Source organism: Fictibacillus sp. KU28468, assembly GCF_026153615.1.
Taxonomy (GTDB): domain Bacteria; phylum Bacillota; class Bacilli; order Bacillales; family Fictibacillaceae; genus Fictibacillus_C; species Fictibacillus_C marinisediminis.
This window is the reverse complement of sequence record NZ_CP110666.1, coordinates 51,525-74,959: the sequence shown is the minus strand read 5'-3', so window position 1 is coordinate 74,959 and position 23,435 is coordinate 51,525. Positions and strand designations below refer to the sequence as shown.

Below are 23,435 nucleotides of genomic sequence, written 5' to 3'. Positions count from 1 at the left end.
TTTTATATGTAAAATGAAAATGAATTTCATATACATAAAAAGCGGGGAACCAAGATGATAATCCATCCTTCAGCGGCAAAAGTCGGCCAAGTTCTTGCTACTGATCATTTCGGCCGTACGAATCATCCGATTATAAAAAAGAATACTGTCCTGACAGCTGAGCACCTGGACATTTTATCGTTGTTCATGATCAGGGAAATTGAAATTGTCTCTGAAACTTCCAAAAATAAACAGACAACAAAGACTGCTCCTGAAAAAAGCAAGCCATCTCCTGTTTCTTCTATAGATATGCCCGGTGCCTTCCTGCCTCTCTATAACGAAGCCGTAAAGCGATTTAAAGTGCTGTTCACCAACTGGAGAGCAGGTGCTCAAATCGATGTGCTTACATTAAGGAAAGCAATCGTACCTGTTGTGGAAAAAGGAATGGACCAGCCTGGGGGATTAAAGGACATGCAGCAGGCGCAAAATACAGACGATTATTTGTATCATCATGCAGTGTCTCTTTCTGTACTTAGTGCTTTCATAGCTAAAAAACTTGGATTCTCAAGAGGGAACTGTCTCCAGATTGGAGTGGCAGGCGCGCTGTGCGACTGCGGCATGTCCAAAATATCTCCAGCTATCTTAAAGAAAAAAGGGCCTTTGAACCTTCATGAGCTTAAAGAAGTGAAGCAGCATTCCATCCAAGGCTATAACATGCTTAAAAAATTGCCTGCTATAAAAGAGGGTGTTCTTCTCGGGGTCCTGCAGCATCATGAACGTCAGGATGGAAGCGGCTATCCACTCAAGGTTCATGGAAGCAAGCTTCATCCTTACAGCAGAATCCTTGCCGCAGCGGACGTCTACCTTGCGATGACTTCAGAAAGGCCCTACCGGAAAAAACTAAGTCCTTTTAAAGTCATCGAGCTAATGATGAAAGATCAATTCGGCCAGTTTGATCCAGCTATCATTCGGGCGGTGACGGACGGACTGTCTATCTTTTCAGCAGGGACGAGAGTAAGACTATCGGACGGCCAGACAGGATCTATCGTTTTTAAGGAAGACTCTCATCCTGCGAGACCGATTATCCAGCTGGATCAATCGTCCGCCATTATCTCTTTAAGGGACAACAATGATCTCTTTATTGAAGAAGTTCTCTCTGAATAACGGAAGCAAGGGAGTCCCAAAGCCAGAAGGGACTCTTTTTTTTATGTTTATACAGCTTTATTTAAAAAACACTTGCAATAGATCCATTATGGTGGTATATTTATTGAGCTTCTTGTTTTGCCTATTCTTTCAGGCGAACTTCTGATAAAAACTTTTTCAGAAAAACGGTTGACTTAATAGTTGCTAGTATGGTATTCTAATAAAGTCGCCAAAACGAGCGGCGCAAACTTGTTCTTTGAAAACCAAACAAAAGCCAGGTAAGTCAGGGATTTTACAATCCCATCAATTTTTAAACTTTAAGAGCTATATCAAACACTTTATTGGAGAGTTTGATCCTGGCTCAGGATGAACGCTGGCGGCGTGCCTAATACATGCAAGTCGAGCGGACCAAAGAGAGCTTGCTCTCTGAGGTTAGCGGCGGACGGGTGAGTAACACGTGGGTAACCTGCCTGTAAGACGGGGATAACTTCGGGAAACCGAAGCTAATACCGGATGATAAAGAGAAACGCCTGTTTCTTTTTTGAAAGTCGGCCTTGTGCTGACGCTTACAGATGGGCCCGCGGCGCATTAGCTAGTTGGTGAGGTAACGGCTCACCAAGGCGACGATGCGTAGCCGACCTGAGAGGGTGATCGGCCACACTGGGACTGAGACACGGCCCAGACTCCTACGGGAGGCAGCAGTAGGGAATCTTCGGCAATGGACGAAAGTCTGACCGAGCAACGCCGCGTGAGCGATGAAGGCCTTCGGGTCGTAAAGCTCTGTTGTCAGAGAAGAACAAGTACCGGAGTAACTGCCGGTACCTTGACGGTACCTGACCAGAAAGCCACGGCTAACTACGTGCCAGCAGCCGCGGTAATACGTAGGTGGCAAGCGTTATCCGGAATTATTGGGCGTAAAGCGCGCGCAGGCGGTTCTTTAAGTCTGATGTGAAAGCCCACGGCTCAACCGTGGAGGGTCATTGGAAACTGGGGAACTTGAGTGCAGGAGAGAAAAGTGGAATTCCACGTGTAGCGGTGAAATGCGTAGAGATGTGGAGGAACACCAGTGGCGAAGGCGGCTTTTTGGCCTGTAACTGACGCTGAGGCGCGAAAGCGTGGGGAGCAAACAGGATTAGATACCCTGGTAGTCCACGCCGTAAACGATGAGTGCTAGGTGTTGGGGGGTTCCACCCTCAGTGCTGACGTTAACACATTAAGCACTCCGCCTGGGGAGTACGACCGCAAGGTTGAAACTCAAAGGAATTGACGGGGGCCCGCACAAGCAGTGGAGCATGTGGTTTAATTCGAAGCAACGCGAAGAACCTTACCAGGTCTTGACATCCTCTGACCATCCTAGAGATAGGACTTTCCCCTTCGGGGGACAGAGTGACAGGTGGTGCATGGTTGTCGTCAGCTCGTGTCGTGAGATGTTGGGTTAAGTCCCGCAACGAGCGCAACCCTTGACCTTAGTTGCCAGCATTCAGTTGGGCACTCTAAGGTGACTGCCGGTGACAAACCGGAGGAAGGTGGGGATGACGTCAAATCATCATGCCCCTTATGACCTGGGCTACACACGTGCTACAATGGGTGGTACAAAGGGTTGCAAAGCCGCGAGGCCGAGCCAATCCCAAAAAGCCACTCTCAGTTCGGATTGTAGGCTGCAACTCGCCTACATGAAGCCGGAATTGCTAGTAATCGCGGATCAGCATGCCGCGGTGAATACGTTCCCGGGCCTTGTACACACCGCCCGTCACACCACGAGAGTTTGTAACACCCGAAGTCGGTGGGGTAACCTTTTAGGAGCCAGCCGCCGAAGGTGGGACAGATGATTGGGGTGAAGTCGTAACAAGGTAGCCGTATCGGAAGGTGCGGCTGGATCACCTCCTTTCTATGGAGACATGAGTGCACTTAGTAGCCTCATGAACTTACCTGAGCTTTTGTTTGGTTTTGAAAGAACATCGTTTCTTTCAAACAATAGAGGTTATGTGACGCATTTTTTTGCGCGCACGGACCATGTTCCTTGAAAACTAGATAACGAAACATCCAAACAAAGCCAACTAATTCATTAGTTGTGCGCTGATTATGCAAGACCCATGATCTAACGATCATGTGAAACGATTCAGCTGAAAAGCTGATTCGGTTAAAGGTTAAGCTAGAAAGGGCGCACGGTGGATGCCTTGGCACTAGGAGCCGAAGAAGGACGGGACGAACACCGATATGCCTCGGGGAGCTGTAAGTAAGCATTGATCCGGGGATTTCCGAATGGGGGAACCCACCATCCGTAATGGGATGGTATCCATATCTGAATACATAGGATATGAGAAGGCAGACCCGGGGAACTGAAACATCTAAGTACCCGGAGGAAGAGAAAGCAAATGCGATTTCCTGAGTAGCGGCGAGCGAAACGGAATCAGCCCAAACCAGAGGGCTTGCCCTCTGGGGTTGTAGGACACTCAACATGGAGTTACAAAGGAACGGGGTAGATGAAGCGGTCTGGAAAGGCCAGCCAAAGAAGGTAACAGCCCTGTAGTTGAAACTTCGTTCCCTCCTGAGTGGATCCTGAGTACGGCGGGACACGTGAAACCCCGTCGGAATCCGGGAGGACCATCTCCCAAGGCTAAATACTCCCTAGTGACCGATAGTGAACCAGTACCGTGAGGGAAAGGTGAAAAGCACCCCGGAAGGGGAGTGAAAGAGATCCTGAAACCGTGTGCCTACAAGTAGTTGGAGCCCATTAACGGGTGACAGCGTGCCTTTTGTAGAATGAACCGGCGAGTTACGATAACGTGCAAGGTTAAGCTGATAAGGCGGAGCCGCAGCGAAAGCGAGTCTGAACAGGGCGCCATAGTACGTTGTCGTAGACCCGAAACCGTGTGATCTACCCATGTCCAGGGTGAAGTTCAGGTAACACTGAATGGAGGCCCGAACCCACGCACGTTGAAAAGTGCGGGGATGAGGTGTGGGTAGGGGTGAAATGCCAATCGAACACGGAGATAGCTGGTTCTCCCCGAAATAGCTTTAGGGCTAGCCTCGCGGCTAGAGTCCTGGAGGTAGAGCACTGATTGGACTAGGGGCCCCCACAGGGTTACCGAATTCAGTCAAACTCCGAATGCCAGAGACTTATCCGCGGGAGTCAGACTGCGAGTGATAAGATCCGTAGTCAAGAGGGAAACAGCCCAGACCATCAGCTAAGGTCCCAAAGTATACGTTAAGTGGGAAAGGATGTGGAGTTGCCCAGACAACCAGGATGTTGGCTTAGAAGCAGCCACCATTTAAAGAGTGCGTAATAGCTCACTGGTCGAGTGACTCTGCGCCGAAAATGTACCGGGGCTAAACGTATCACCGAAGCTATGGATTGTACCTTAGGGTACAGTGGTAGGGGAGCGTTCGAAGTGCAGTGAAGTCAGACCGGAAGGACTGGTGGAGCGCTTTGAAGTGAGAATGCCGGTATGAGTAGCGAAAGACAAGTGAGAATCTTGTCCATCGAAAGCCTAAGGTTTCCTGAGGAAGGCTCGTCCGCTCAGGGTTAGTCGGGACCTAAGCCGAGGCCGAAAGGCGTAGGCGATGGCCAACAGGTTGAAATTCCTGTACCACCTCCTTTCCGTTTGAACGACGGGGGGACGCAGGAAGGTAGGGAGAGCGCGCGATTGGAAATGCGCGTCTAAGCAGTTAGGCTGATTGTGAGGCAAATCCCGCAATCGTGAAGGCTGAGCTGTGACGGCGAGGGAAATTACAGTACCGAAGTCCCTGATCCTACACTGCCAAGAAAAGCCTCTAGTGAGGAAAGAGGTGCCCGTACCGCAAACCGACACAGGTAGGCGAGGAGAGAATCCTAAGATGATCGGGAGAACTCTCGTTAAGGAACTCGGCAAAATGACCCCGTAACTTCGGGAGAAGGGGTGCTCTGATAGGGTTAACGCCCGAGAGAGCCGCAGTGAATAGATCCAAGCGACTGTTTAGCAAAAACACAGGTCTCTGCGAAGCCGCAAGGCGAAGTATAGGGGCTGACACCTGCCCGGTGCTGGAAGGTTAAGAGGAGGGGTTATCCCTTACGGGAGAAGCTCTGAATTGAAGCCCCAGTAAACGGCGGCCGTAACTATAACGGTCCTAAGGTAGCGAAATTCCTTGTCGGGTAAGTTCCGACCCGCACGAAAGGTGTAACGACTTGGATACTGTCTCAACGAGAGACCCGGTGAAATTATAGTACCTGTGAAGATGCAGGTTACCCGCGACAGGACGGAAAGACCCCATGGAGCTTTACTGCAGCTTGATATTGGATTTTGGTACAGTTTGTACAGGATAGGTAGGAGCCTGGGAAGTCGGAGCGCCAGCTTCGATGGAGGCGTCGGTGGGATACTACCCTGACTGTATTGAAATTCTAACCTGGAACCGTGATCCGGTTCGGAGACAGTGTCAGGTGGGCAGTTTGACTGGGGCGGTCGCCTCCTAAATTGTAACGGAGGCGCCCAAAGGTTCCCTCAGAATGGTTGGAAATCATTCGCAGAGTGTAAAGGCACAAGGGAGCTTGACTGCGAGACCTACAAGTCGAGCAGGGACGAAAGTCGGGCTTAGTGATCCGGTGGTTCCGCATGGAAGGGCCATCGCTCAACGGATAAAAGCTACCCTGGGGATAACAGGCTTATCTCCCCCAAGAGTCCACATCGACGGGGAGGTTTGGCACCTCGATGTCGGCTCATCGCATCCTGGGGCTGAAGTAGGTCCCAAGGGTTGGGCTGTTCGCCCATTAAAGCGGTACGCGAGCTGGGTTCAGAACGTCGTGAGACAGTTCGGTCCCTATCCGTCGCGGGCGCAGGAAATTTGAGAGGAGCTGTCCTTAGTACGAGAGGACCGGGATGGACACACCGCTGGTGTACCAGTTGTTCCGCCAGGGGCATAGCTGGGTAGCTACGTGTGGACGGGATAAGTGCTGAAAGCATCTAAGCATGAAGCCCCCCTCAAGATGAGATTTCCCATCACGTCAAGTGAGTAAGACCCCTTAGAGATGATGAGGTTGATAGGTCTGGTGTGGAAGCGTGGTGACACGTGGAGCTGACAGATACTAATCGGTCGAGGGCTTATCCTTAAAATAATCAGAAGTTTGGATGAAAAGTTATCTAGTTTTGAGGGAATATACCTCAAAATAGGTTGAAAAACCTACATATGTCTGGTGGCGATAGCGAAGAGGTCACACCCGTTCCCATACCGAACACGGAAGTTAAGCTCTTCAGCGCCGATGGTAGTTGGGGGCTTCCCCCTGTAAGAGTAGGACGTTGCCGGGCATGCACGAAGCACTGTTGGAAAGATTCCAGCGGTGCTTTTTTGTATGTTCTTTTATGAAAATGATGGGTTTGGCATGTAAAGGGTGAAAAGTCGCACGTAAAGTCTCCATTCCCGCATGTAAATCCTTCAAAGTCGCACGTAAAAGGGCCGAAGCCGCATGTAAACCGTACAAACCCGCAAGTAACGATCCCGAATCAACAAAGTAGAACCTTCAAATCCTTATCCCTTAGCCACAAAAAAAGGATTTTTAAAGAGAACACGAAAGGATAAAGTCAATACAAACTAAAACCATCGAGGGATCAACCAAATAAGTATGAAAATGACGTGATAGGCAAGTAAATCTTGTTGAATCGCAAGTAACGGCTGTGAAATCGCAAGTAAACGCTGTCGAACCGCAAGTAAACGAGCCAAATCCGCAAGTAAACCCACCAAATCCGCAAGTAACGATCCAAATCACCCAAGGAAGTCCGCCTGAATCACCCTTTTCTGGTCCTCGAGCCCTCAGAGCCCTCCCTCAAGCACCCACGAAACTCTTTTAAATCAAGAATCCTGCTCACCCTTTCCGCTGCAGGAATTGTCCAAGCAAATAGGGCATTTTTGTACGTGTAATGGATAGGAATTCCTTGATAAAAGGGAGATCATTGGTAGTATAGGAATGAAAGATATCACTCCACCACTCGGTCTCATATCGGCACAGCATGCTCAGGTTATAAAGAACAGCATAATGAATCATGCATTCATTCAATTCTTTCATCTCTCTTCGGCTGCTGTAGAGATAATATGAACCGTTAGTGTGATAGCTGAATGGTTCGCATTCAAGGGGATGGAGTTCTTTGGAAGAATGAACAATGATATGTTCTTTTGTTTCTTTTAAAAGTTGAAAGGTGATTTCCGGGTTTTCATTGAGAAAGGAGATCAGTCTTCCGGTGTTCATATGGAGACCATCTAGCACATCAATGGGAATAATAAGCTCCTGATCGTTTCGCATTACTTGAACGTTTATATCTTCGTTATGAACATGAAGAAAAAGATCTCTCAATTCGGGTATAAGAGCCATAATATCATTCATCTTAAGCTTTTCGCCTTCTGCATGTTTCACATGAAACAATTTAGTGGAAAAGTGATTAAAAAGACCGCTCCTCTGAATCCTCACTTCATCATGAAGAAATTCATAATACTTCTTTTTACGTTTCCTGGTTGTTACACCGTGGGCAAGAACAGAACTGTTTTCTGGATAGTCAGGGTCAACGGTCAGTATGCACGCCTTTAGCAGCTGGATCATGCCATAGAACAGTAAAACCGGCTGGAGTTCAGTCGGTGCTGTACCTGCCAGGTCATAATATTTCTTTCCATGTTCCAGAAAATAAATGAAGGGATAGCAGTTTTGATAGCTTTTGCTTTCTGCCTGCTCAATTCCAGCGTTTTCGTAGCAGCCGTAAAGGTATTTTTGCGCCCTGCTTGAGGAAAAAAAACTGTAGTATAATGACCAGGTATTTGCATCGGACACCGGGCGCTCACCTCCGTGTTATTTTTTGAAAAGTTAGACTTATTGTTCCTTCCTTGACAGTAGTTTATCCAGTTGTTAATCTACAAATAATATTTTTCAGGAAGTTAATTGAAGAGAAGGGTGGAGTATGCATGTGGGAGAGCAAGTTTGAAAAAGAAGGATTAACGTTTGATGATGTGCTTTTAGTGCCGGCAAAATCTTCTGTTTTGCCAAAAGATGTTTCATTGAAGACACGTCTTTCAGATTCTGTACAGTTAAATATCCCTGTTATAAGCGCTGGAATGGACACGGTAACAGAGGCAGAATTGGCGATTGCCATGGCTCGCCAGGGCGGATTAGGTATTATCCATAAAAACATGTCTATCGAACAGCAGGCAGAGCAAGTGGACAGAGTAAAACGCTCTGAAAGCGGAGTTATTACTGATCCGTTCTACCTTACACCTGATCATCAAGTTTTTGATGCTGAACATCTTATGGGGAAATACAGAATCAGCGGTGTTCCCATTGTTGATGAAAATAAGAAGCTTGTAGGCATTCTCACCAACCGTGATCTTCGTTTTGTTGAAGATTACTCCATTCAGATTTCAGATGTAATGACGAAAGAAAATCTTGTGACTGCCCCAGTAGGAACTACCCTAAAAGAAGCAGAGCAATTACTTCAAAAGCATAAGATTGAAAAGCTTCCATTGGTCGATAATGAAGGCACTCTTCAAGGATTAATTACAATAAAAGATATCGAAAAGGTTATTGAGTTCCCTAATTCTGCAAAAGACAGCCAAGGTCGTTTGCTGGCTGGTGCGGCAGTAGGGGTAACAAAAGATGCGATGGTTCGCATTGATAAATTGGTCGAAGCAGGAGTGGATGTTATCGTCATCGATACGGCTCATGGCCACTCTGAAGGTGTATTGACTAAAGTAAGAGAAGTTCGTGCTAAATACCCTGAACTTACCATCATTGCTGGAAACGTAGCAACAGCAGAAGCGACAAAAGATTTGATCGAAGCTGGAGCAAGTGTGGTTAAAGTCGGAATCGGGCCTGGATCGATCTGTACGACCCGTGTTGTTGCCGGTGTAGGTGTGCCTCAAATTACGGCCATTTATGACTGCGCAACAGAAGCTCGCAAGCACGGAATTCCGATCATTGCTGACGGAGGCATTAAATATTCGGGAGACATCGTGAAAGCTCTTGCTACAGGCGGAAATGCTGTTATGCTCGGTAGCTTGCTTGCCGGAGTAACCGAAAGCCCAGGAGAACGGGAAATTTACCAAGGGCGCCAATTTAAAGTTTACCGGGGGATGGGATCGATCGGGGCCATGGAGCAAGGAAGCCGCGACCGATATTTCCAGGAAAATAATCAAAAACTTGTTCCAGAAGGCATTGAAGGTCGAGTACCTTATAAAGGGCCACTGGCTGATACATTGTTCCAGCTGATCGGCGGAATTCGTTCAGGTATGGGATATTGCGGAACTCCTACATTAGAGGAGCTTCAAAATAATTCTAAGTTCGTTAAGATTACCGGTGCTGGATTAAGAGAAAGCCACCCTCACCAAGTACAAATTACCAAAGAAGCACCAAATTATTCAGTCTAAAGATGGATTTTATAAAAAAAGTGGACAGAGGTCATTCCTCTGTCTATTTTTTTGTATATTGCTATGGTACAATTACGTTTGTGTAAATTGTATGGAGGTGTCAGTTTTGTTCGGCAACAAACTTAGAGGATTTACTTTTTCAGCTGTCATGGTTTCAATGCTATCAGCCAGTGTATTTGGATATTCAGAAAAAGCAAGCGCTGCTCCGGAATTGAAAACAAAATCGGAGACGGCAATTTTAGTTGATGGAGATACAGGTAAGATTTTATACGAAAATAAAGCCGATCAAGTATTGCCGCCAGCCAGTATGTCAAAAATGATGACTGAATACCTGGTCAATGAAGCGATTAAAAAAGGCAAAATCCAATGGGATCAAAAAACAGCCATTAGTGATTATGCACATAAAATTTCTCAAAACAGAGACCTTTCAAACGTACCATTGCGAAGTGATTATAAATATTCAGTAAAAGAATTATATGAAGCTATGGCCATTTATTCTGCAAACGGTGCTTCGATCGCATTGGCAGAGCTTGTTGGCGATGGTAAAGAGTCCAAGTTTGTCGGGATGATGAACGACAAAGCTAAAAAAATGGGAATCAAGGATGCTCGTTTTGTTAACAGTACAGGTCTGAACAACAATGACCTCCAAGGGTATGATTCCGTTGGGAGCAAGACGGATGAAAATAAGATGTCCGCAAAATCAGTAGGGATCCTTGCATTCAAATTAATCAGTGACTATCCTAAAGTTTTAGATACAGCAAGTATTCCATCCAAATGGTTCCGTCCTGGGACTGACGATAAAATCATGATGAAGAACTGGAACTGGATGCTTCCGTCCCTCGTTTATGGGTATAAGGGAGTAGACGGACTAAAGACGGGTACTACGGACAATGCGGGTTACTCTTTTGCAGCTACAGCGAAAAGAGATGGAACACGGTTGATTTCTGTTCTTATGAAATCGAACAGCTATGCAGGCCGGTTTGGTGAGACGAAACAATTGCTTGATTACGGATTTTCCAACTATACAAAAGAAACACTTCTTCCAAAAGGCTATCAGCTGAAGAAACAAAAAACTCTTCCTGTTATCCAAGGAAAAGAGAAAGAAGTTGGGATTGCAACAAAAGAACCGGTTTCAATGCTTGTGAAAAATGGTGAAAAGCAAAATTATAAACCAGTGCTTGTGATCGATAAGAAGCACCTGGATAACGACGGCAAATTGAAAGCCCCTCTAAAAAAAGGTGAAACAATCGGCCATATTCAATTGAAATATACAGGTAAAGATGCGGATCACGGCTATTTGCTGAATGACGGATCCGGTAAAGGGCAAGCTAGTGTTGTAACGACCAAGGCAGTAGAAAAAGCCAATTGGTTTGTTCTTGCCATGAGAGGTACTGGCCATTTTTTTGGCGGTGTCTGGGATTCTGCAGTTGACACTGTAAAAGGCTGGTTCTGATCTTGATGAAATACTCTTCAAAAGCATTGCTTTTGAAGAGTATTTTTTAAATCCTAGCGAATTTATTGGTTTTACGTTAAAATGAATGTGAATTTGATTATTTAAAAAACTCATAAAAGAGTTAATAAATAAACAGGGGGATATGTAGCATGTTAAAGACAGGTACAGATCGTGTAAAACGCGGAATGGCTGAAATGCAAAAGGGCGGCGTCATTATGGACGTTATCAATGCAGAGCAAGCTAAAATTGCCGAAGCTTCCGGAGCAGTAGCCGTTATGGCGTTAGAACGAGTTCCAGCAGATATTCGTGCAGCGGGCGGAGTAGCGCGCATGGCGGATCCTACAATCGTAGAGGAAGTACTAAATGCAGTCAGTATCCCTGTAATGGCGAAAGCTAGAATCGGACACATCGTGGAAGCACGTGTTCTTGAATCAATGGGTGTTGATTACCTTGATGAAAGTGAAGTACTTACTCCTGCGGATGAAGTATTCCACTTGAACAAACGTGATTTCACAGTTCCTTTTGTATGTGGAGCCCGTGATCTTGGGGAAGCTTCCCGCCGTATCGGAGAAGGCGCTTCTATGCTTCGTACAAAGGGTGAGCCTGGAACAGGAAACATCGTGGAAGCTGTTCGACATATGCGCATGATTCAAGGCCAAATCCGCAAGGTAGCAGCTATGAGTGAAGATGAACTCATGACTGAGGCTAAAAATCTTGGAGCACCATATGAAATCCTTCTTCAAATCAAAAAAGACGGACGTCTTCCTGTCGTTAACTTTGCAGCTGGCGGCGTAGCCACTCCTGCTGATGCAGCATTAATGATGGAGTTAGGCGCTGACGGAGTATTTGTCGGATCAGGAATCTTCAAGTCCGAAAACCCTGAGAAATTTGCCCGTGCGATTGTAGAAGCAACCACTCACTACAGAGACTATGAATTGATTGCTAAACTATCAAAAGGACTCGGTACTGCAATGAAAGGAATCGAGATCTCTACGCTACTTCCTGGAGACCGCATGCAGGAACGAGGCTGGTAAGAAAGGAAGCAACGCGATGATTAAAATTGGTGTTCTTGCCCTGCAAGGCGCTGTGAGAGAACATATTAAAGCTTTGCAAGAAAGCGGCGCAGAAGCAGTGAGCGTAAAGCGTATTGAAGAGTTGAATGATCTGGACGGGCTTGTGATCCCAGGCGGCGAAAGCACTGCGATGAGGCGTCTGATCGATAAATATAATTTCCTTGAACCATTGAAGGAGTTTGCACAAGAAAAGCCAGTTTTCGGTACATGTGCAGGCCTAATCCTCATGGCAAAACGCATTCAAGGTCAAGACCATGCGCACCTCGAGCTCATTGACATGACCGTTGAGAGAAATGCATTCGGCCGGCAGGTGGACAGCTTTGAAGCTGACTTGCACATTGAAGGTGTAGGCGAAGATGTGAATGGTGTTTTCATCAGAGCTCCTTATATAGTAGAAGTCGGGGAAGAAGTAGAAGTTTTATCTGTTCATAATGACCGTATCGTTGCTGCAAAACAAGGACACTTCCTATGTGCAGCTTTTCACCCGGAACTGACCGATGATTACCGTCTTCACCAGTTTTTTGTAGAAATGGCATCTCAGAAGAAAAAGGTTATTGCATAAAAGCGGAAAATATTGTACATTACTATACAAACATTATTTGTTAAATCGCTGACAGGAACCAGTAGCAAAATGATCTTTGCCTAGAGAGTCGGTGGCTGGTGTAAACCGACCAAAGTCATTTGTGAATCCATCCTTGAGTGGGAAGCTGAAATTAAACGTAAGCTTTCCCGGTATACATTGTCCGTTATCAATGACAAGGTGGCAGGTGTATTTACTTGCAACTAGGGTGGCAACGCGGGTTAACTCTCGTCCCTTTATAGGGACGGGAGTTTTTTGTATTTGTACGCCGAACAATAAGCGGCGGATTTCTTCGTTGCCTTGATTTCCTCGGATCCTCATTTGGGGTTTACCAAACTCCGGTCCTCGGAATCAGCGGCGCCTCGAACTCCTTGCTTCTTGTTCGGCTACTCGGGCAAAGCGGCGGATTTCTTCGTTGCCTTGATTTCCTCGGATCCTCATTTGGGGGGTATACCAAACTCCGGTCCTCGGAATCAGCGGCGCCTCGAACTCCTTGCTTCTTGTTCGGCTACTCGGGCAAAGCAGCGGATTTCTCCGTTGCCTTGATTTCCTCGGATCCTCATTTAGGTATACTAAACTCCGGTCCTCGGAATCAGCGGCGCCTCGAACTCCTTGTTTTTTGAACGGATACCGGGCCACAATTACGGATTTCTTCAGCTATTTGGGTTTTGTCAGAAAAAGGTTATTGATTAAAGGAGGAAGAAACATGCTTGATTTGAAATATGTTCGGGCGAATTTTGATGAAGTAAAAGAGAAATTAAGCAAACGGGGAGAAGACTTAACAGGCTTGGACCGTTTTGTTGAATTGGATGAAAAGCGCCGTGAACTGATTGGTGAAACAGAAACATTAAAGTCTAAACGTAACGAAGTATCCAAACAGGTAGCGGAATTCAAGCGTGAAAAGAAAGATGCCGACCACTTGATCACAGAGATGCGTGAAGTGGGAGACCGGATTAAATCCATCGATGACGATCTGCGCACGGTGGAAGAGGATCTGAACCACCTGATGCTCACACTGCCGAACCTGCCTCATGAAAGTGTACCGGTTGGTGAAACAGAGGACGATAATGTACCTGTACGCCATTGGGGAGATATTCAGGAGTTTGCATTCGAACCAAAAGCTCACTGGGACTTGGCGACAGATCTTGATATCGTCGATTTTGAAAGAGCCGCTAAAGTAACTGGAAGCCGTTTTGCTTTTTATAAGGGAGCGGGAGCACGCCTTGAACGAGCTTTGATCAACCTTATGATGGACTACCATGAAGATAAGCATGGCTATACTGAAATCTTGCCTCCTTACATGGTGAACAGAGAAAGCATGACAGGAACTGGGCAACTGCCGAAGTTTGAGGAAGATGCATTTAAAATCCGCGAAGAAGATTACTTTTTGGTCCCGACTGCTGAAGTTCCGGTAACCAACCTTCATCGCAATGAAATTTTAACTGCCGAAGAGCTTCCGAAAGGTTATGTTGCATACAGCGCTTGTTTCCGATCTGAAGCGGGATCTGCTGGCCGTGATACACGCGGTCTCATCCGTCAGCATCAGTTTAATAAAGTAGAGCTTGTCCGTTTCGTGAAACCGGAAGAGTCTTATGAAGAGCTTGAAAAACTGACAGGCCATGCAGAAAAAATTCTTCAGCTGTTAAAGCTTCCATATCGTGTATTGAGCATGTGTACAGCTGATTTAGGATTTACTGCTGCGAAGAAGTACGATATTGAAGTATGGCTGCCGAGCTACGGAACGTACCGTGAAATTTCTTCTTGTTCTAACTTTGAAAGCTTTCAGGCGAGAAGGGCGCAAATCCGCTTCCGCCGCGAAGCGAAAGGGAAACCTGAATTTGTTCATACACTGAACGGATCAGGACTGGCAATCGGCCGTACCGTAGCTGCCATCCTCGAGAATTATCAGCAGGAAGACGGCTCTATCGTCATCCCTGAAGTGCTTCGCCCATATATGGGGAACAAAGAAGTTATCAAGTAAAAAGAGAAAGGGAAGGATTTACTCCTTCCTTTTTCATTTTTTTATAAAAGAATGTTGACATATAATTGAGTCACATGGTATTATTATTTTTGTCAGTAAGACCATGGAGGTATACCCAAGTCCGGCTGAAGGGATCGGTCTTGAAAACCGACAGGGGTGTAACAACCCGCGGGGGTTCGAATCCCTCTACCTCCTCCATACATAATTTCAACATCTGCCGCTGTGCAGATGTTTTTTTATTTGGCTTTTTTCCAAAAGATTGTTGCTTAGTGAAGATTTTTTGTCTAGATTACCTCCTTGACAAGTTGATTGGAATGCAAGGTGCGAGACTCCAGCGGGATATGCGTGACAGGTGAGACTCCCGCAGGCGCATGCGCCTAGAGGCTCACCGCACGCCCCGCGGAAAGCGAGCAGCCTGGAATGGAAATCAACCACTTTCAAGAGCAACAAAGGTTGCGAAAATAGCTTTTTATTTTTCAGCCTATATAGGAGATAAATCGCTAATAAAAAAAGTGCCTTCCGTCATCATCGGAGGCACTTCTTTTTTATAACCGGACTTCTCTTTTGGCTTCAATCTTTTGGCCGATCTTCGCCATAATTTTTTCGAGTGATTCAGGATCATGAAGCAGATCGTAATCATTGATGTTCAAGCGAAGGACGGGGCAGATGCTGAAGTTAGAAATCCATTGTTCGTAGCGTTCATACATCTCTTCCCAATATTCAACAGGTGTATCCTGTTCCATCTGACGGCCACGCTGTTTAATGCGCTGCAAGATATCATCAAGCGATCCTTCGAGATGGATCAGAACATCCGGGTGAGGGAAATAAGGGGTCATAACCATTGCCTCAAACAAACGCGTATACGTATCATAATCCACTTCGGACATTGTCCCTTTATCGTAATGCATTTTTGCAAAGATGCCTGTATCCTCATAGATTGACCGGTCCTGAATAAAGCCTCCGCCGTATTCAAACATTCTCTTCTGCTCTTTAAAACGTTCAGCTAGAAAGAAAATCTGAAGATGAAAGCTCCATCGCTTAAAATCTTTATAAAATTTATCCAGGTACGGATTGTTGTCGACCTTTTCCATTGATGTTCTGAAGTTTAAGGCTTGAGCGAGAGCTGAAGTCAGTGTAGATTTACCGGCTCCGACCGTACCTGCAATAGTGATGACTGCATCTGAGGGAATGCTGTATTTTTCGGCTAAATTCATCGAGTCAGTTCTCCTTTATGCAAGGTGGCTTCAATCGCAGCAAATATCTTTTCCTTGTCACTGCTTTGAGTGACAAAATCCAGTTCATCACCATTAAAAGATAGAACAGGGATCTCAGGATGCTCGTTTTGAAAAGCCGCCATAAACATTTCGTAATCATTGATGAGTCTCATTAAGTATGATGGATCGATCTGCTTCTCGATATTTCTGCCCCGAAGTTCTATGCGTTCCAGCAGCGTATCAAGGCTGGCGTTCAGATAGATGATCATATTGGGCACAGGCATGTCTTTCGTGAGAATATCGAAAATCTGCATATATTTATTATAATGATCGGCGGCGAGTGTCTGGCCCGCAAAGATGCGGTTTTTAAAAATATGGTAATCAGCCACAACCGGAATGTCTTGATTTAAGTAGTGTATTTGTATATCTTCAAGCTGTTTGTAGCGGTTGCATAAAAAGAACATCTCTGTCTGGAAACTCCACTCTTCGATGTTATCGTAAAACTTCCCCAAGAACGGATTTTCTTCAACGATCTCTTTCAACAGCTTAAATTTATAGTGTTCTGAGATGGCTTTTGCTAATGATGTTTTTCCAACACCAATTGGCCCTTCAACTGCAATAAAGGGGGTAGAATTCATGCTGCTTTTCCTCCCTATTTTCAATTACAAAAAAATAACAGACAGAAAATATTGTAGCATATGAAGGGCGGAGGGAATAGAACAAAATACTATTAAATTAAAATCTTCTTCATTCTATAGAATTGTCCGTTTTTTATTTTGTTCCGCCTCTTTTATGATTTGTTTAAAGTTAAGTTCATGGCTTGAGGAAGTATCGGCTCTCAATGTATTTTTTATTAAAAGAATAGCCCGTTCATTATCTTCAGTAATGTTGGAAGCGGAGCAGTCTTCCGGCACATAGAGCGTGAAATCACGCATGAATGCATCGTTTGCCGAAAACAGGACACAAATGTTGCCGGCCAAGCCCGCGAGTATTAAAGTTGTTATTTTCATATCATGCAGCAGCGTGGATAATGGTGTTGAAAAGAAGGCTGAATGCATGGGTTTAATAATGAAAAAATCGTTATCCTCAGGCACGAGCTGCTCGACAAATTCTTTCCCTTCCTTTTCAAGGCAGTAATTAACCAGTTTCTTTCGGTCGGACTGCCATTTTCCGAAATTATCGTTCACATAGATAACTGGAATGCCGTTCTCTTTGGCTTTATTTTTGAGATCTGCAATGTTCGGGGCAATAGGCAGTGCCTGTTCAATGAGCATGTGGCCTTCCGGAAAATCAAAATCATTGATAACATCTATAATAAGGAGAGCAACCGGTGGATAAGATGGTGTTGAGGACATATGAAATCCACTCCTTTACGTCTTTTTGCACATCCATAACTATTCCTCTCTTTATTATTGGCCAAACCTTATGTATAATCACATAAAATACAAAGATGGAGTCGGAATGATGCTTCAAAATGAAAAAGATGAACATTATATGTCCCTGGCGATGGATGAGGCCAGAAAAGCAGAAGAACTTGGTGAAGTTCCAATCGGTGCAGTATTGGTGATGGATGATGAGGTCATCGCTGCGGCTTATAACCGCCGTGAGATCGAACACCGTGCAGTTGCCCATGCCGAACTGATCGCTATTGATCAAGCATGCAAGAATAAAGGCACATGGCGGCTTACCGGAAGTACACTTTATGTTACCCTGGAACCTTGTGCCATGTGTGCTGGGGCCATCGTTCTCTCCAGAGTTGACCGTGTGGTTTTTGGCGCACATGACCCAAAAGGCGGCTGTGCAGGAACGCTGATGAACCTCTTGGAGGAGGAGCGCTTCAATCACCAATGCGAAGTCGTTCCCGGCGTGCGCGGGCAGGAGTGCAGTGAGATGCTGTCTGCTTTTTTCAGGGGACTCAGAAAACGGAACAAGGAAAAGAAAAAAAATCAGAGCAGCCTTTGATGGGAATATCTGGTGCGGGTTGATTTTTTAGCATCACCGTTGTATACTTAATCTTGCACATTTGATATGTGCCTAAATAACGTTATACACTTTGTCGCGCTAGGCGGGGAGGTAGCGGTGCCCTGTACTCGCAATCCGCTGTAGCGAGGCTGAATTCCTCTCCTCGGTTAGTCCTGCGTATGGTCTGACGCAAGTAAGTGGTGTTGACATTCGGGTCCTGCGCAACGGAGACCCATGAACCCTGTCAGGTCCGGAAGGAAGCAGCAGTAAGTGGTCATCTTCGTGTGCCGTGGGGCAGCCTGGATCGAGCTAACTGCTTGCGTAACGCATAGGTTGGCTACACCAAAGAGAGGTGCGCGGCATTTTATATATTCAAACAACAACTCACTCCTTATGGGGTGAGTTTTTTGTTCGTTTTCAGTATAATAGAAGATAGAGCAAATTGACGAAATGAATGAAGGAGGGCATGGGATGAGCTATCAAGCGCTTTACCGTGTCTGGCGGCCGCAGTCCTTTCATGATGTGGTCGGTCAGGAACATATCACCAAGACAATCCAGAACGCACTAATGCAGGACAAGCTTTCCCATGCCTATTTATTCTCAGGCCCGAGGGGAACCGGAAAAACAAGTGCAGCAAAGATCATTGCAAAAGCAGTAAACTGTGAAAAAGCCCCTACAGCGGAACCATGCAATGAGTGTGATAACTGTATTGGAATCACGAACGGTTCGATCTCTGATGTATTAGAGATTGACGCAGCATCAAACACCGGGGTAGACGACATCCGGGATATCCGCGACAAGGTAAAATTTGCACCGTCAGCTGTCCGCTATAAGGTTTACATTATTGACGAGGTACACATGCTTTCAACCGGAGCGTTTAACGCATTGCTTAAAACACTGGAAGAACCTCCACCGCATGTTATCTTTATACTTGCTACGACAGAGCCTCATAAAATTCCGCTGACCATCATTTCACGGTGCCAAAGGTTCGATTTCAAACGCATTTCCAGCCAATCGATCGTGGACAGGATGAAAACGATCCTGGACTCCAACAGCATTATTCCTGATGATGACGCCCTGCATTTGCTTGCCCGGGCAGCAGAAGGCGGAATGCGCGACGCACTCAGCCTGCTCGATCAGGCAATATCCTACAGTGAAGATGAAGTCAGGGTAGAAGACGTTCTTGCTGTAACCGGAGCAGTGTCACAGGGATTCTTGTCGCAAGTGGCAGCAGCCTTCAAAGAACAGGATGTTGCAAAAGCACTCCATGTTGCCGGCCGGCTAATGGCTGAAGGAAAAGACCCTGTCCGGTTTATCACGGATTTGATCTATTATTACCGTGACATGCTTTTATATCAGACAGCTCCTGGACTTGAAGAAGTGCTGGACCGTGTAAAAGTCGATGAAGATTTTAAGCAACTGTCACAGGGAACGGACCGTACATGGATCTACAAGGTTATAGAACTCCTTAATCAGTCTCAGCAGGAAATGAAATGGACAAACCATCCTAAGATTTTCCTCGAGCTTTCCCTGATTAAAATCTGTCAGGCAGAACGACAGGAATCAGCGGGAGCGGGACAGGAGCTTTTAAAGAAAATAGAAGTACTGGAACAGCAGGTGAAGGAACTAAAAGAAAAGGGGGTAGCCCTTGCTCCAGCTGATCCTTCTACCCCTGCTGTCCAGGAAAAGAAAACCTTCCGTACAGCAGGCAGGGGGAGCGGCACAAATACAGGCCGTATAAAAGAAATGCTGAAAAAAGCTTCGAAACCGAATTTGGTCCAATTGAAAAACAATTGGGGAGCGATCATGGAAAAGATAAAATCGGAAAAAGTGAGTGTCTACGCCCTTTTATCCGGTGCCGAACCGGTTGCTTGTTCCGATCAGGATGTCCTGTTGTCTTTCCAGCATGAAATTCACAGCCAAATGGCTTCATCCGACAATATTCGAAGCTGTGTAGAGGGCGTGATTTATAGTACAATAGGGAAGTCCCTAACGATGTTAACCATCCTGCAGCCGGAATGGGATACTGTGAAAAAAGAATTCATCCAGCAGCAGCAGCGCGGGGACGGCAACAGCCAGGCTGAAGCGGAAGATCCTTTAATTGCGGAAGCCAAAAAGCTGTTTGGTGAAGAATTAATTGAAATAAAAGAATAAACCTTTAGGAGGACGATACGTATGATGCGTGGCGGCGGAAACATGAACAATATGATGAAACAAATGCAGAAGATGCAAAAGGAAATGGCAAAAGCTCAGGAAGATCTTAAGGATAAGAAAGCTGAAGGAACAGCTGGCGGCGGAATGGTTACTGTTATTGCCAACGGCCATAAAGAAGTACTCGAAGTTAATATTAAAGAAGATGTAGTGGATCCTGAAGATATCGAAATGCTTCAAGACTTAGTGCTTGCAGCAACAAACGATGCTTTGAAAAAAGTAGATGAGCTCGTGAACCAGGATATGGGTAAATTCACTAAAGGATTAAACATACCGGGATTATTCTAGGGGGCGGAATATGCATTACCCAGAGCCAATATCAAAGCTGATCGACAGCTTTATGAAATTGCCAGGGATCGGACCAAAAACGGCGGTCCGTCTGGCATTTTTCGTATTAGAGATGCGCGAAGACGATGTACTCGATTTCGGCCGTGCCCTCGTCAACGCCAAACGGAATTTAATCTATTGCACCAACTGCTTCCATATAACAGACCGTGATCCATGCATGATCTGCGACGATTCCAGCAGGGACCGTACGACCATTTGTGTCGTTCATGATTCAAAAGATGTGATAGCTATGGAAAAAATGAAGGACTTTAGAGGGCTTTATCACGTGCTGCATGGCTCCATATCTCCAATAGAAGGAATTGGGCCGGAGGATATCAAGATTGCCGAGCTGTTAAAACGACTTTCCGATGATACCATCCAGGAAATTATACTGGCCACCGACCCTAATATTGAGGGAGAGGCAACTGCCATGTATATTGCCCGTCTGCTGAAGCCGACCGGCATTAAGGTTACACGTATCGCTCATGGCTTGCCAGTAGGCGGAGATCTGGAATATGCCGACGAGGTGACGTTATCTAAAGCAATGGAAGGCAGACGTGAAATTTAAAAAAAGGAGACACACAGCATGTTTTTCTCCCGAAAAGGACGTTTAAGAAAAGCAGGGGATGAACGTCTTCTGGAAACTCTCCAACAAGTTAAATCAGTGTGGACGCATCAAAAAGGCCTGGTGGAAAGAAGCGTCGAGCCTTCTGAACAGGTTATATATGAACTTAAGCTCGCTGAGGCCAAGTATCTGTTTCTCTTAAAAGAGGCTAAAATAAGAAAAGTAACCACAGGAAGACTGAAATAGTCTTCCTGTTCTTTTTTTGGGACATCCCCCATACATTTACTATAAAAGAAGCTGGGGGATGATAACTATGGAACCCGTGATGGTCATTTCCATTCTCGGTAGTGCAATTCTGCTGCTCCTGTTGATCGGGGCGCCGTTAAAACCATTAAGGTGGACAGGTCAGATGCTCATCAGATTATCCATCGGAGCTTTGCTGCTGTTCTTTTTGAACACTGCCGGTGCATCCTATGATATACATGTGCCGATCAATGCGGCTACTGTCTTCATATCAGGGCTGCTTGGCTTGCCAGGCCTTGCCTCACTTGCAGCCATTCAATATTTTATCGTAGGATAGCCCTCTTGCTGCCGAGCAATTTGTTCGGCAATCAGAGGGTCTCTTTTTTATTTTGAAAAAAACTCTTGCAACGTATGAATAAGGGTGGTATATTTATTGAGCTGCTTCTTTTGCTTGCTGACTAAGTCAGTAACCAAATAACTTTTTTTAAAAAGTTATTGACTTGATAGGTGACCATGTGGTATTCTAATAAAGTCGCCAAAACGAGCGGCGCAAACTTGTTCTTTGAAAACCAAACAAAAGCCAGGTAAGTCAGGGATTTTACAATCCCATAAATTTTTAAACTTTAAGAGCTATATCAAACACTTTATTGGAGAGTTTGATCCTGGCTCAGGATGAACGCTGGCGGCGTGCCTAATACATGCAAGTCGAGCGGACCAAAGAGAGCTTGCTCTCTGAGGTTAGCGGCGGACGGGTGAGTAACACGTGGGTAACCTGCCTGTAAGACGGGGATAACTTCGGGAAACCGAAGCTAATACCGGATGATAAAGAGAAACGCCTGTTTCTTTTTTGAAAGTCGGCCTTGTGCTGACGCTTACAGATGGGCCCGCGGCGCATTAGCTAGTTGGTGAGGTAACGGCTCACCAAGGCGACGATGCGTAGCCGACCTGAGAGGGTGATCGGCCACACTGGGACTGAGACACGGCCCAGACTCCTACGGGAGGCAGCAGTAGGGAATCTTCGGCAATGGACGAAAGTCTGACCGAGCAACGCCGCGTGAGCGATGAAGGCCTTCGGGTCGTAAAGCTCTGTTGTCAGAGAAGAACAAGTACCGGAGTAACTGCCGGTACCTTGACGGTACCTGACCAGAAAGCCACGGCTAACTACGTGCCAGCAGCCGCGGTAATACGTAGGTGGCAAGCGTTATCCGGAATTATTGGGCGTAAAGCGCGCGCAGGCGGTTCTTTAAGTCTGATGTGAAAGCCCACGGCTCAACCGTGGAGGGTCATTGGAAACTGGGGAACTTGAGTGCAGGAGAGAAAAGTGGAATTCCACGTGTAGCGGTGAAATGCGTAGAGATGTGGAGGAACACCAGTGGCGAAGGCGGCTTTTTGGCCTGTAACTGACGCTGAGGCGCGAAAGCGTGGGGAGCAAACAGGATTAGATACCCTGGTAGTCCACGCCGTAAACGATGAGTGCTAGGTGTTGGGGGGTTCCACCCTCAGTGCTGACGTTAACACATTAAGCACTCCGCCTGGGGAGTACGACCGCAAGGTTGAAACTCAAAGGAATTGACGGGGGCCCGCACAAGCAGTGGAGCATGTGGTTTAATTCGAAGCAACGCGAAGAACCTTACCAGGTCTTGACATCCTCTGACCATCCTAGAGATAGGACTTTCCCCTTCGGGGGACAGAGTGACAGGTGGTGCATGGTTGTCGTCAGCTCGTGTCGTGAGATGTTGGGTTAAGTCCCGCAACGAGCGCAACCCTTGACCTTAGTTGCCAGCATTCAGTTGGGCACTCTAAGGTGACTGCCGGTGACAAACCGGAGGAAGGTGGGGATGACGTCAAATCATCATGCCCCTTATGACCTGGGCTACACACGTGCTACAATGGGTGGTACAAAGGGTTGCAAAGCCGCGAGGCCGAGCCAATCCCAAAAAGCCACTCTCAGTTCGGATTGTAGGCTGCAACTCGCCTACATGAAGCCGGAATTGCTAGTAATCGCGGATCAGCATGCCGCGGTGAATACGTTCCCGGGCCTTGTACACACCGCCCGTCACACCACGAGAGTTTGTAACACCCGAAGTCGGTGGGGTAACCTTTTAGGAGCCAGCCGCCGAAGGTGGGACAGATGATTGGGGTGAAGTCGTAACAAGGTAGCCGTATCGGAAGGTGCGGCTGGATCACCTCCTTTCTATGGAGACATGAGTGCACTTAGTAGCCTCATGAACTTACCTGAGCTTTTGTTTGGTTTTGAAAGAACATCGTTTCTTTCAAACAATAGAGGTTATGTGACGCGTTTTTTTGCGCGCACGGACCATGTTCCTT

Annotated in this window: 16 protein-coding genes, 1 tRNA gene, 4 rRNA genes, 1 other RNA gene and 1 other annotated feature; of the genes, 18 read left to right on the top strand and 4 right to left on the bottom strand. The window is 46.3% G+C overall.

Going from position 1 to position 23,435, the window contains the following annotated elements:
- Positions 1 to 54: 54 nt before the first annotated feature.
- From OKX00_RS00385 to rrf, 4 genes are all read left to right on the top strand, one after another.
- Entirely contained in the window at positions 55 to 1,143 is a 1,089-nt protein-coding gene (locus OKX00_RS00385) for an HD-GYP domain-containing protein (protein ID WP_265408993.1), read from the top strand.
- Positions 1,144 to 1,460: 317 nt separating this feature from the next.
- A 16S ribosomal RNA gene (locus OKX00_RS00380) occupies positions 1,461 to 3,010 on the top strand.
- A 257-nt stretch (positions 3,011 to 3,267) separates the two neighbouring features.
- A 23S ribosomal RNA gene (locus OKX00_RS00375) occupies positions 3,268 to 6,205 on the top strand.
- An 80-nt stretch (positions 6,206 to 6,285) separates the two neighbouring features.
- Positions 6,286 to 6,401 (top strand): 5S ribosomal RNA (gene rrf, locus OKX00_RS00370).
- The 16S, 23S and 5S rRNA genes sit together here, the layout of an rRNA operon.
- Before the next feature lie 554 nt (positions 6,402 to 6,955).
- On the opposite strand, the gene OKX00_RS00365 is transcribed toward rrf, so the two are convergent.
- On the bottom strand, positions 6,956 to 7,909 hold the full coding sequence (locus OKX00_RS00365; protein WP_265408992.1) for a YaaC family protein: 954 nt from the start codon (positions 7,907 to 7,909) through the stop codon (positions 6,956 to 6,958).
- A gap of 131 nt (positions 7,910 to 8,040) precedes the next feature.
- On the opposite strand from OKX00_RS00365, the gene guaB reads away from it, so the two are divergent.
- The 6 genes from guaB to OKX00_RS00335 all read left to right on the top strand — a co-directional run bounded on the left by guaB (position 8,041) and on the right by OKX00_RS00335 (position 14,783).
- Positions 8,041 to 9,498 (top strand): IMP dehydrogenase, encoded by a 1,458-nt coding sequence (gene guaB, locus OKX00_RS00360; RefSeq protein ID WP_265408991.1) that lies wholly within the window; start codon positions 8,041 to 8,043, stop codon positions 9,496 to 9,498.
- A gap of 148 nt (positions 9,499 to 9,646) precedes the next feature.
- Positions 9,647 to 10,951 carry a serine hydrolase gene (locus OKX00_RS00355; protein ID WP_416054323.1) on the top strand — a complete coding sequence of 435 codons (1,305 nt, stop codon included), beginning with the start codon at positions 9,647 to 9,649 and terminating at the stop codon, positions 10,949 to 10,951.
- A gap of 149 nt (positions 10,952 to 11,100) precedes the next feature.
- Positions 11,101 to 11,985, top strand: coding sequence for a pyridoxal 5'-phosphate synthase lyase subunit PdxS (pdxS, locus tag OKX00_RS00350; protein WP_053356298.1), 885 nt, complete (start codon positions 11,101 to 11,103; stop codon positions 11,983 to 11,985).
- A 16-nt stretch (positions 11,986 to 12,001) separates the two neighbouring features.
- Positions 12,002 to 12,586: a pyridoxal 5'-phosphate synthase glutaminase subunit PdxT gene (gene pdxT / locus OKX00_RS00345; RefSeq protein ID WP_053356297.1), complete on the top strand. Its 585-nt coding sequence runs from the start codon at positions 12,002 to 12,004 to the stop codon at positions 12,584 to 12,586.
- 39 nt (positions 12,587 to 12,625) lie between these two features.
- Positions 12,626 to 12,843 (top strand) — a binding site (T-box leader).
- Positions 12,844 to 13,310: 467 nt separating this feature from the next.
- Positions 13,311 to 14,585, top strand: a complete 1,275-nt coding sequence (gene serS / locus OKX00_RS00340) for a serine--tRNA ligase (RefSeq protein WP_265408989.1) — start codon at positions 13,311 to 13,313, stop codon at positions 14,583 to 14,585.
- A gap of 105 nt (positions 14,586 to 14,690) precedes the next feature.
- Positions 14,691 to 14,783: transfer RNA gene (locus tag OKX00_RS00335), tRNA-Ser, on the top strand.
- Between the two features lie 347 nt (positions 14,784 to 15,130).
- On the opposite strand, the gene OKX00_RS00330 is transcribed toward OKX00_RS00335, so the two are convergent.
- The 3 genes from OKX00_RS00330 to OKX00_RS00320 all read right to left on the bottom strand — a co-directional run bounded on the left by OKX00_RS00330 (position 15,131) and on the right by OKX00_RS00320 (position 17,154).
- Positions 15,131 to 15,799, bottom strand: a complete 669-nt coding sequence (locus OKX00_RS00330; protein ID WP_053356294.1) for a deoxynucleoside kinase — start codon at positions 15,797 to 15,799, stop codon at positions 15,131 to 15,133.
- On the bottom strand, positions 15,796 to 16,437 hold the full coding sequence (locus tag OKX00_RS00325) for a deoxynucleoside kinase (RefSeq protein WP_265408988.1): 642 nt from the start codon (positions 16,435 to 16,437) through the stop codon (positions 15,796 to 15,798). The genes OKX00_RS00330 and OKX00_RS00325 overlap by 4 nt, the downstream gene beginning before the upstream one ends.
- Positions 16,438 to 16,551: 114 nt before the next feature.
- Positions 16,552 to 17,154 carry a cysteine hydrolase family protein gene (locus OKX00_RS00320; RefSeq protein ID WP_265408987.1) on the bottom strand — a complete coding sequence of 201 codons (603 nt, stop codon included), beginning with the start codon at positions 17,152 to 17,154 and terminating at the stop codon, positions 16,552 to 16,554.
- 109 nt (positions 17,155 to 17,263) lie between these two features.
- On the opposite strand from OKX00_RS00320, the gene tadA reads away from it, so the two are divergent.
- The 8 genes from tadA (at position 17,264) to OKX00_RS00280 (ending at position 23,301) form a co-directional block, all read left to right on the top strand.
- A complete protein-coding gene (gene tadA / locus OKX00_RS00315) occupies positions 17,264 to 17,761 on the top strand; it encodes a tRNA adenosine(34) deaminase TadA (RefSeq protein WP_091010726.1) in 498 nt (165 codons plus the stop codon).
- 94 nt (positions 17,762 to 17,855) lie between these two features.
- Positions 17,856 to 18,121, top strand: an RNA gene (gene ffs / locus OKX00_RS00310) — signal recognition particle sRNA large type.
- Positions 18,122 to 18,232: 111 nt separating this feature from the next.
- The gene (dnaX, locus tag OKX00_RS00305) at positions 18,233 to 19,915 is read left to right on the top strand and encodes a DNA polymerase III subunit gamma/tau (RefSeq protein ID WP_265408986.1); all 1,683 of its coding nucleotides are present in this window, start codon (positions 18,233 to 18,235) and stop codon (positions 19,913 to 19,915) included.
- 21 nt (positions 19,916 to 19,936) lie between these two features.
- On the top strand, positions 19,937 to 20,260 hold the full coding sequence (locus OKX00_RS00300; protein ID WP_053356289.1) for a YbaB/EbfC family nucleoid-associated protein: 324 nt from the start codon (positions 19,937 to 19,939) through the stop codon (positions 20,258 to 20,260).
- A 10-nt stretch (positions 20,261 to 20,270) separates the two neighbouring features.
- Entirely contained in the window at positions 20,271 to 20,867 is a 597-nt protein-coding gene (gene recR, locus OKX00_RS00295; protein WP_053356288.1) for a recombination mediator RecR, read from the top strand.
- Positions 20,868 to 20,885: 18 nt separating this feature from the next.
- A complete protein-coding gene (locus tag OKX00_RS00290; protein WP_053356287.1) occupies positions 20,886 to 21,110 on the top strand; it encodes a YaaL family protein in 225 nt (74 codons plus the stop codon).
- A gap of 67 nt (positions 21,111 to 21,177) precedes the next feature.
- Entirely contained in the window at positions 21,178 to 21,444 is a 267-nt protein-coding gene (locus OKX00_RS00285; RefSeq protein ID WP_062240420.1) for a pro-sigmaK processing inhibitor BofA family protein, read from the top strand.
- Between the two features lie 307 nt (positions 21,445 to 21,751).
- A 16S ribosomal RNA gene (locus OKX00_RS00280) occupies positions 21,752 to 23,301 on the top strand.
- Positions 23,302 to 23,435: the final 134 nt, after the last annotated feature.